The organism is Streptomyces sp. NPDC002619 (assembly GCF_042889305.1).
Classification (GTDB): domain Bacteria; phylum Actinomycetota; class Actinomycetes; order Streptomycetales; family Streptomycetaceae; genus Streptomyces.
Genome location: NZ_JBIAQV010000106.1, coordinates 1 through 7,989, shown reverse-complemented (window position 1 = coordinate 7,989; position 7,989 = coordinate 1). Strand labels below are relative to the sequence as shown.

Genomic DNA, 7,989 nt, shown 5'->3' with positions numbered 1-7,989 from the left:
ATGCAGTGGTGCGGCCGTGCCGCCGTCCGAGGACGGCGGCCCTGGCGCGTCGTACGTGCGTCAGCCGGCCGCCTGCAGCCTGGTGACCGTCTCCCACAGGACCGCCGCAGTGGCGAAGGTGTCCAGCGACAGCGCCTCGTCCACGAAGCGGACGTCGTACTCGTTCTCCAGCGAGCCCAGCAGCTCGACCGCGCCCAGCGAGTCCAGGCCCGAGTCACGCAGATCCGTGTCGGCCTCGAGCGGCTCGTCCTCGTCGAGGAACGGCAGGTAGTCGCGCAGCAGTCCCTCGAACTTCTCGTCCCACGCCATTGGTGACCCCACCCTTTGCTGTGTGTCGGTTCGTGTCGTCGATGTCGTCGTACTTGGGTTTTTGCACTCGAGCCCATACCGGCCGTGCAGTCAGGGGAACCCGTCAGTCCCCCCTGACCAGCCGGCCGGCCGGTGCGGGACCGTCGCCCAGGGCCAGGTCGATGGGAAGGTCACCGCGGCCGTTGATCTGCAGCTTGCGATACACCTTCGTCAGGTGCTGCTCGACCGTGCTGACCGTGAGGTAGAGCTTCGCGGAGATCTCACGGTTCGTCAGACCCTGGGCCGCGAGCGTCGCCACCCGCTGCTCGGAGCTGCTCAGCCTGCTCTCCGGCCGTTCGGCACCGGTCCGGTCGGCCGCCCGGTCCTGGACCTGCTCGCTGAGCGGGGCGTCCGGCAGGATCTCCTTGCACAGCGCCGTCGCCCCGCACTCCTTGGCCAGGTTCCACGCCGCCCGGATCGTCGCTGTGCCCTTCATCGACGCGCCGGTCTCCGCCTGCCGCGTACGGCCGAGGTCCGCCATCGCGCGCGCGGTGGCCAGCCGGTCGCCCGAGCGGTGCAGTTCGTCGACGGCCTGCTCCAGGAGCGAGACGCGCTGCCGGACGGAGGTGACGATCAGCGCCCGCTGGTGCAGCGAGACACCCCGCACCCAGGGCCGGCGTGCGTCGGGCAGCGCCAGCTGCTGCAGCACCAGACGCTCGGCCTGCTGGGGCTTGCCCAGACGCAGCAGGGCCTGGGCGGCATCGCTGCGCCACGGCAGACAGGCGGGCCGGTCGACGCCCCGGCCCTGCATGATCCGGCCGATCGTCAGGAAGTCCGTGAGCGCGGCCTGCGGCTGGTTGCCCGTCAGGTGGTGCAGCCCGCGCGCGTGCAGGAAGGCCAGCCCGTGCAGGCTGTCCAGTAACCCGCGGTGCAGCGGGCGGTCGCACAGTCGGGAGGCCTCCGTGTAGTGGCCCATCGCGCTGTGGGCGCGGATCAGCACCGCGGTCGCCGCGTACGGGAACGCCCCGCCGGTCCGCTCCGGCAGCGCGTCCAGGGCCCGGCTCGCGTAGGCGCAGGCCTCGGTCAGGCCGCCGATGCGCAGCAGCGCCTGGGCGTGCAGCGTGGCGAACACCGCGGCCCAGCCCGGTGCGTCGCGCCGTTCCGCGTCCTCAAGCAGGGTCCGGCTCCAGGGCACGGCCCGCTCGGGATGCTCGGACAGCACCAGTGAGCGCAGGGCCTGCACGATGGGCGTCATCGTCGCCTCGGTCGGCGTGGCCGAGCGCAGCAGGCGTTCAGCGGCCACAAAACCGGCGTCGATCACCACGTCCAGCGGGGACGCGCCCGACTCCTCGCCCTCCGCGCCCTCCGCGCCCTCCGCGTCGGCGTCGCGCAGCAGTTCCGCCGCGTCCGTGATCTGTCCTTGCAGCAGGAGCAACTGGGCGAGTGGCTGCGCCGGTTCGCCGCCCAGCCCGCCCGAGCGGAGCGCCGCGAGCGGGCCGGCGATCAGCCGCTCGGCGGCGGCCGGGTCATAGCGCCAGGCAACCCGGGCCAGGCGGATCGCCACGGCGTCCCGCTGCCGTTCGTCCGCGCACACCCCGTGGGCCAGTTCGAGCAGGCTCAGCGCCCCGCGTCCGTCGTCGGCGGCGAGCCGGCTCTCGGCGGCGTCGCACAGCAGCTCCGTCTCCTCGGCGCAGGCGGACCAGCGGGCGCCCGCCGCGTCCGCGGCGCACCGCAGGTGCCCGGCCGCCTCGGCCGCCGGCCGGCCCTGCCGGTGCAGCAGCAGGGCGGCGCCGCGGTGCAGGGTGACCAGAGCGCTGGGGGACAGACCACTCAGGACCGCGTCGCGGACCGCCGGGTGCGGGAAGCGGGTGCCGGTCACGAGGCCCGCGTCCTGCAGTGCCGCCAGGCCCTGCCGCACGGCGGGCGGCGCGATGCCGGCCAGCTCCGCGATCCGCTCCGGCGTGGCAGCCTCGTCCAGCAGCGCGGCGGCCTGCGCGACCAGGGCGGCGGTCGGGCCCGCGCGGTGCAGACAGGCCCATACGGCCTGGACGAAGGGACCGCCCGGCTCGGGGGCGGGTGCCGGCGCTGATACGGGATCGGGAAGGGGCTCGGGCGAGTCGGCTGCCGCGGTGCGGTTGGTGCCTTTGGCGGCGAGCCGGTTGTCGTCGGGGGACGACGGGGGCGTGCCGTCGGTGCGGTGACCGTTGCCGGGCCAGGGGGAGTCGGCGGTGGCGCGCGGGGCGTCGGTGGCCCGCGACGCGGTCGCCGCGGTGCGGTCGCTGCCCAAAGGCCACCGGGTGTCCGCGCCGGTGCGGTCATCGTGCGGTGGCCGGGCGGTGCCGGTGGCGGCGAGGTGGTCGTCCACCGGCCGGGCGGTGCCCGCGGCGGCGCGGAGACCGCCGGTGGACCAGCGCGTGTTGCCCGCAGCGTGGTGCTCGCCGGCCGGCCGTGGCCCCGACGTGGGTGCCGTACGAGTCGTCGTGTGCTCCTCCAGGAGCGCGCGCAGCAGCAGCGGGTTGCCGCCGCTGGACTCGTAGAGGGAGGAGGCGTGTTCCCGGCAGCCGGTGGATCCGGCGAGCGCGGCCACCTCGGCCCGGGTGAGGCGCTCCAGTCGGATCCGGCGGAACGTCGGCTGGCGCATCAGCTCGGTCGCGAACGCGGGGTGGCCCGCCTCGTGGTGGACCGTGCCGGCGACGACCAGCAGGATGCTTGCCGGGCGCGCGTACCGTGCGAGGTACTGGAGGAAGGCCAGGGACTCGTCGTCGGTGTGGTGTACGTCGTCCACGCACAGCACCACCGGGGTGCCCTCGCTCACCTCCCGCAGCTCGGTGCAGAAGGCCTGCATGTCCTCGATGCGCGGCCCGCACTCGACGGCGCCCTGCGGCAGCGTGAGCCCGCGGTGGCCGCCCGCGAGCTGGCGCAGCACCCCGTACGGCGTCCGGCGCTCGGCGGAAAAGCCCGTCGCGCACAGCACCACCGCACCGGCGGCCGCGGCCCGCTCGACCACCACGTGGACGAGGGCGCTCTTGCCGCACCCCGTGGGCCCCTCCACCAGGACGGTCCGCAAGCGGCCCTCGATGCAGTCCGTGAGGGATTCGTCCAACGTCCTGATCGCCGCAGTCCTGCCGACCAACGTCATAGTCGCCCCGTCCCGGTTGGTCCACCCCTAACCCGGACCAGCCTGGGCAGGCCCCCTATAAGGGTGGTCGAGTCGCGGCGGAATCCCGCCCGGAGCGGGTCAGGGCTCGGTGCGCACCAGACCTGCGTCGCGCAGTTCGTCGACCCAGATGTCCAGGTCGGCGCGGGCGTTGGCGGGCTCGGTGTCCCACAGCGAGGCCAGCATGCCCGCCGCGGCGGCCACGTCCCCGTCGTGCTGGCGCAGGGCGAGCCACATCGCCGTACCGACGGGACCGCACCGCACCCGGCGGGCCGGGGCCGCCGGCTCCGGCACCACGTCCAGGCGCCCGTGCACATCGACGCTGACGCTCAGCCCGGGCACCGGTCGAACACGCACACCTACCTCCAAGCCCGCGAGCGGCCCACAGCTCTCACGGCCGACGGTTTTCGTACGCGGCAACCTGCAACGGCGACGTACACCGGAAAACAAAGTCGCCCGGGGCGCCATGGGCGGCGAGAGCACCGAAATCCATCGTGGTGCGTACCAACCTGCCGTGGCAACTGTGCCAGACCCCCTACAAGGTGGTGCGCGAACGGCCCTGACGTAGGGGTGTGCTGCGCGTTTCACCACTGCGCCCCCGACGCCGGAGGCCGGGTGAACGAATCCGGCCGAATGCATTTTCCGAAAAGCCGGGGAATTGGCCGAATACCGTCGGAAGGGCTTGCGCGGCGGCATTGGAAGGCCCCGGAACATCCCGCAGGAATTCGCCCGGACAGCCGGGTTTCACCCGTCCTCCAACGCTTCTCCACCCGGTGCGGGCATCCTCTCGGCGACAGGTGCACGCAACGACGACCCGCGAGGAAGGACGTCCGGTCATGGTGCCGACGCTGACCGAGACCCTCAGCGGGGCGCTGCACGAACTCCTCACCGCACGCTGCGTCCAGGAGCGCAACAAGGAGCTCGCCCTCGCGCTGGTCGCGGCGGGCAACCGGGGCGAGGCGAACCGGCTCACCCGGCATTGGGCCGACGCCGACGGCTCGCGGGCCAGGGCGCTGACCGCCGGGCTGCGGCTGACGTGCGAGAGCGTCCTCGCCGACGGGGACGGGGTCGCGCTGCGGGTGACCGCGCGGGCCGGGCGGGCGGCCTGGTCGCTGGTCGCGGAACTCCGCTTCGACTCGGCGGGCCGGGTCAAGGAGTTCCACGACGTGCTCGTGCCGCGGGCCGCGGCGAGCTGACGGCGGCACGCCCCGGCGCGATTGGACCGGTTGTCGAGCGGGCCTCGTGCGGCTCTCCGGCGCTCGGCGACACCGTCGGGGCCCGGGCCGCCGTACGGGAGGAGGGCGTCCGATGACCGCAGCGCCGAGCCCCGGCGGCCGCGACGGCACGCGGCACCTCGAGGCGGCCCTACCGCAGCCGGAGCCGGAGCCGCCCGGGGGCAACCCCCCTGAGGGCCGGGTGCGGCGGCCGGGGAAGGGCGGCTCCCGGCCCTTACGGCGTCATGGCCTCGCGGCGGCGCGATCAGCCGCCTCCGGCACGCCCGTTGTGATCGACGGCGAGGGCGACACGGCCGTGCTGTTCGCGGCGGGACGAAGTGTCCGGCCGGCCATGACACGGGCTCTGTACGCGACGTTTCCCGTGTTCCGCGGGGAGTTCGACGCGATGCGCCGGGCGGTGGACGAACGGCTGCCACTGCCGCTGGCCGCCGTCGTGTTCGCCCCGGAAGGCGGGGTCGACGCCCCGCTGCTGCACCGGGCCGAGTTCGGGCGGGCCGCCCTGTTCGCCCACCATGTGGCGCTGTACCGCCTGTGGCGGGACTGGGGAGTACGGGTCGGCGCGGTCGCCGGAGACGGCGCGGGCGGTCACACGGCGGCGTACGTCGCGGGCGTCCTCGGCCTCGACGAGGCCGTACGGCGGGTCGTGGCGGGCCGCCGGCTGCGCGAACACGGCAAAACCCGTGCCGAACAGGCCCTGCGCGCCGCGGGTTTCCGCCGGATCCTGCTGTGCGGCCCGCGCCCTAAGGACACCGCGGCCGTTAACCACGTACCCGCCCTCCCCGCCGCCCTCTCCGACCTCCACCTCAGCGGCGAACCCCTCGACTGGGACCAACTGCGGCGCTCTGGGAGCGGGATGCTCCCCGACAACGGGTGAGCCGGCGGCGCCCGGCGGGCCTCGTACGCGGACGAGTGCAGGTCGGGGTCCGTTCGCAGGGCGCTGGAGAAATCGGGCGAAGGCGGCGCTGCGGGGCTACTTTGCCCGTGCCGAGTGTGAGGAGGCAGCCATGGCGCAACGGCATGGCACCCTGCACGTCCTGCCGCCGGGGGCCGAGCCGCAAGAACAGGGCCTACCCGACGGGGAGATCACCGAGACGCCCGTCCTCGCCCGCGCGGCCCTTTGCGCCTTCGAGACCGGTGTGCGGCCGCCACCTTGCTGAGTCGTGCGGCGACAGGCGTCCGTTGCGCACAAGATCCCGCAGGGGGGGAGGGGGAGGCGATGAGCGGCGAACGGTCCACCGGCTTGTGCGCGGTACTCGATCCGGAGCGGGGCGCCCGGCGCGCCGCGGAACTGCGCGGCCCGCTGGACGCCGCGGCCTTCCACCGTGCCCTGCACCGCATCGCCGAGAGCCACCCCGGCCGGCACCTCGCCCGGCCCCGGCTGCTGCGCCAAGGCCCGGGCCTGCACACCGTCGAACTCCCCGCCGACGAGAACGGATCGGCGCCGTACCCCATCGGCCTGCTCGCCGACCTGCTCACCGCGCCGCCGGACCCTGCGGCGGACGGCCCGCCCGGGCCCGGGCACCCCGCCGGCGCGGCAGCGCACCCCTGCGGCACGCTGCCGCACACCCAAGCGGTCATGCCTGTGCAGCAGGAACGTCTCGCCGACGCCCTGGCCCGCCCCGACCACCACGTCGAGCAACTCCTCTGGCGCTGGTACGGCCCCCTGGACACGGACCGCTTCACCGCGGCCTGGCAGGCTGTCAGCGAACGCGAGAGCGTGCTGCGCACCGCCTTCGTCTGGGACCCCCGCCCGCGCGCCGTCGTCTTCGACCATGCCCCCACGGACGTGGTCCGCCACGGCTGCGGCACCGCCGCCCGGCGCGCCGCGCTGCGCGCCCGGGAACGCGCCCGCAGCTTCGACCTGCGTCGGCCCGGACTGCTCAGGGTGGCCCTGCTGGAGGGCCGTACGGACGGCGCGGCGGCCTGCACGGACGTATTGATCACCTATCACCGCGCCCTGCTCGACAGCTGGAGCGTGCGGCTGCTGATGCGGGAGTGCTGCCGCGCCTACCTCGCCAAAGGAGTGCTGCCCGGCGGCGAGCGCCGGCCCGATCTGGGGGACTGCGCCCGATGGCTGGGGGGCCAGGACCTGGGCCCGGCCCGCGACTTCTGGGGGCGGCCCGCCCACCGGCCGCCCGCCGCCGAGACAGGACGGCCCGGGCCGCCCGCCCCCGTCGGCAGCGGTGGCACCGGCCTGCACCGCACCGCCCTGTCCCCGGCCGAGAGCGCGCTGCTGACCCGTTGGGCGGCCCAGTGGGGCGTCGCCGAGAGCAGCGTGCTGCAGGCGGTCTGGGCGATGCTCCTGTACGGCGCGTCCGGCGCAGCACCCCGGGCCGCCGCCGTCGGCTTCGGGCTGGGCCTGCCGGGCCGGGGCCTGCTGCTGGAGGGCATCGAGGGCACCCCCGGACCGTTCGAGAACGCGCTGCCGGTGTCCGTCGCCCTCGAGCCGGAGCAGGACGTACCGGGGCTGCTGCGCGAACTGCGCGACCGGGCCCTGGACATGGCCGCGTACGAGTGGGTCGCGGCCGGGGACTTCGACAGGGAGGGGACACCGCCGCCGCGGGCCGGCGGTCTGCTCGCCTTCGACTGCGGGCCGCGCCCCGAAGACGCGTTCGGCGACGCGCTCGCCGCGCAGGGCGTACGGGTCGAGGAGCAGGAGGTCGCCGGGGCACTGACCGGCTACGCCCTCGGGCTCCGCGCCGGTTACGACGCCCACCGGGGGCTGGTCCTCACCTGCGCCTACGACCGGGATCTCGTCGACGGCGGCGCCGCCCGCCTCCTGCTGGCGCACACCGCCCGGCTGCTGCGGCTGCTGCCCCAGCGGGCGCGGGCGGCGACCACCGTCGGGGACGTACTTCAGTGGCTGACGCACACCGTGGTCCCCCAAGTCCCGGACGGCGCCGGCCCGTTCACCGGCCCGTTCGCCGCCGGGGCGGCCACGCCGCTCGTGCAGCTGCGCTCCGCGACGCTGCCCTCGGCGGGCACCGTGTGCCTGGTCGGCGTACCCGGAGCGCCGCGCACCGGGCACGGGGAGCTGGTGCGCCACTACCGCGGCCCCGAGGCGCTGACCGCGCTGCGCCTCACCGCCGCCGGGGACGGTGCCCGCGCCGCCGCGGCCATCGGCACGCTGGCCCGCTCGGGCAACCGCCTGGTCCTCGGCGGCTACTCGGGCGCGGGCGCGCTGGCCTGCGAACTGGCCCGCCATGTCACGGCGACCGACGTACGCCCGCCGATCGTGGTGGTCGGCGGCAGTCCCGAGGACGCGCAGGGGGCTCGGGGGCTGGCGGAGACGTTGCGTGACGTGAGTGC

The 7,989-nt window shown here is 75.2% G+C and carries 7 protein-coding genes; 4 read left to right on the top strand and 3 right to left on the bottom strand.

The window, feature by feature from the left end:
- Window positions 1-60 precede the first annotated feature (60 nt).
- The 3 genes from ACFYXB_RS45075 to ACFYXB_RS45065 all read right to left on the bottom strand — a co-directional run bounded on the left by ACFYXB_RS45075 (window position 61) and on the right by ACFYXB_RS45065 (window position 3,802).
- Window positions 61-309 carry a phosphopantetheine-binding protein gene (locus ACFYXB_RS45075; protein ID WP_389591264.1) on the bottom strand — a complete coding sequence of 83 codons (249 nt, stop codon included), beginning with the start codon at window positions 307-309 and terminating at the stop codon, window positions 61-63.
- A gap of 103 nt (window positions 310-412) precedes the next feature.
- Window positions 413-3,427, bottom strand: coding sequence for an AAA family ATPase (locus ACFYXB_RS45070; RefSeq protein ID WP_389591262.1), 3,015 nt, complete (start codon window positions 3,425-3,427; stop codon window positions 413-415).
- Between the two features lie 99 nt (window positions 3,428-3,526).
- Window positions 3,527-3,802 (bottom strand): PqqD family protein, encoded by a 276-nt coding sequence (locus tag ACFYXB_RS45065; protein WP_389591261.1) that lies wholly within the window; start codon window positions 3,800-3,802, stop codon window positions 3,527-3,529.
- Between the two features lie 479 nt (window positions 3,803-4,281).
- On the opposite strand from ACFYXB_RS45065, the gene ACFYXB_RS45060 reads away from it, so the two are divergent.
- The 4 genes from ACFYXB_RS45060 to ACFYXB_RS45045 form a co-directional block, all read left to right on the top strand.
- The gene (locus ACFYXB_RS45060) at window positions 4,282-4,641 is read left to right on the top strand and encodes a hypothetical protein (protein ID WP_389591259.1); all 360 of its coding nucleotides are present in this window, start codon (window positions 4,282-4,284) and stop codon (window positions 4,639-4,641) included.
- Window positions 4,642-4,753: 112 nt separating this feature from the next.
- A complete protein-coding gene (locus tag ACFYXB_RS45055) occupies window positions 4,754-5,554 on the top strand; it encodes an acyltransferase domain-containing protein (protein ID WP_389591258.1) in 801 nt (266 codons plus the stop codon).
- Window positions 5,555-5,684: 130 nt separating this feature from the next.
- On the top strand, window positions 5,685-5,837 hold the full coding sequence (locus ACFYXB_RS45050) for a hypothetical protein (protein ID WP_389591256.1): 153 nt from the start codon (window positions 5,685-5,687) through the stop codon (window positions 5,835-5,837).
- 59 nt (window positions 5,838-5,896) lie between these two features.
- On the top strand, window positions 5,897-7,989 hold a 2,093-nt coding region (locus ACFYXB_RS45045; RefSeq protein WP_389591255.1), incomplete at its 3' end, for a condensation domain-containing protein.

What these genes read in the sequence shown, in the direction of transcription:
- ACFYXB_RS45075 (WP_389591264.1), bottom strand. Translation starts at nt 309, where the DNA reads ATGGCGTGGGACGAGAAGTTCGAGGGACTGCTGCGCGACTACCTGCCG.
- ACFYXB_RS45060 (WP_389591259.1), top strand. Translation starts at nt 4,282, where the DNA reads ATGGTGCCGACGCTGACCGAGACCCTCAGCGGGGCGCTGCACGAACTC.
- ACFYXB_RS45070 (WP_389591262.1), bottom strand. Translation starts at nt 3,427, where the DNA reads ATGACGTTGGTCGGCAGGACTGCGGCGATCAGGACGTTGGACGAATCC.
- ACFYXB_RS45050 (WP_389591256.1), top strand. Translation starts at nt 5,685, where the DNA reads ATGGCGCAACGGCATGGCACCCTGCACGTCCTGCCGCCGGGGGCCGAG.
- ACFYXB_RS45055 (WP_389591258.1), top strand. Translation starts at nt 4,754, where the DNA reads ATGACCGCAGCGCCGAGCCCCGGCGGCCGCGACGGCACGCGGCACCTC.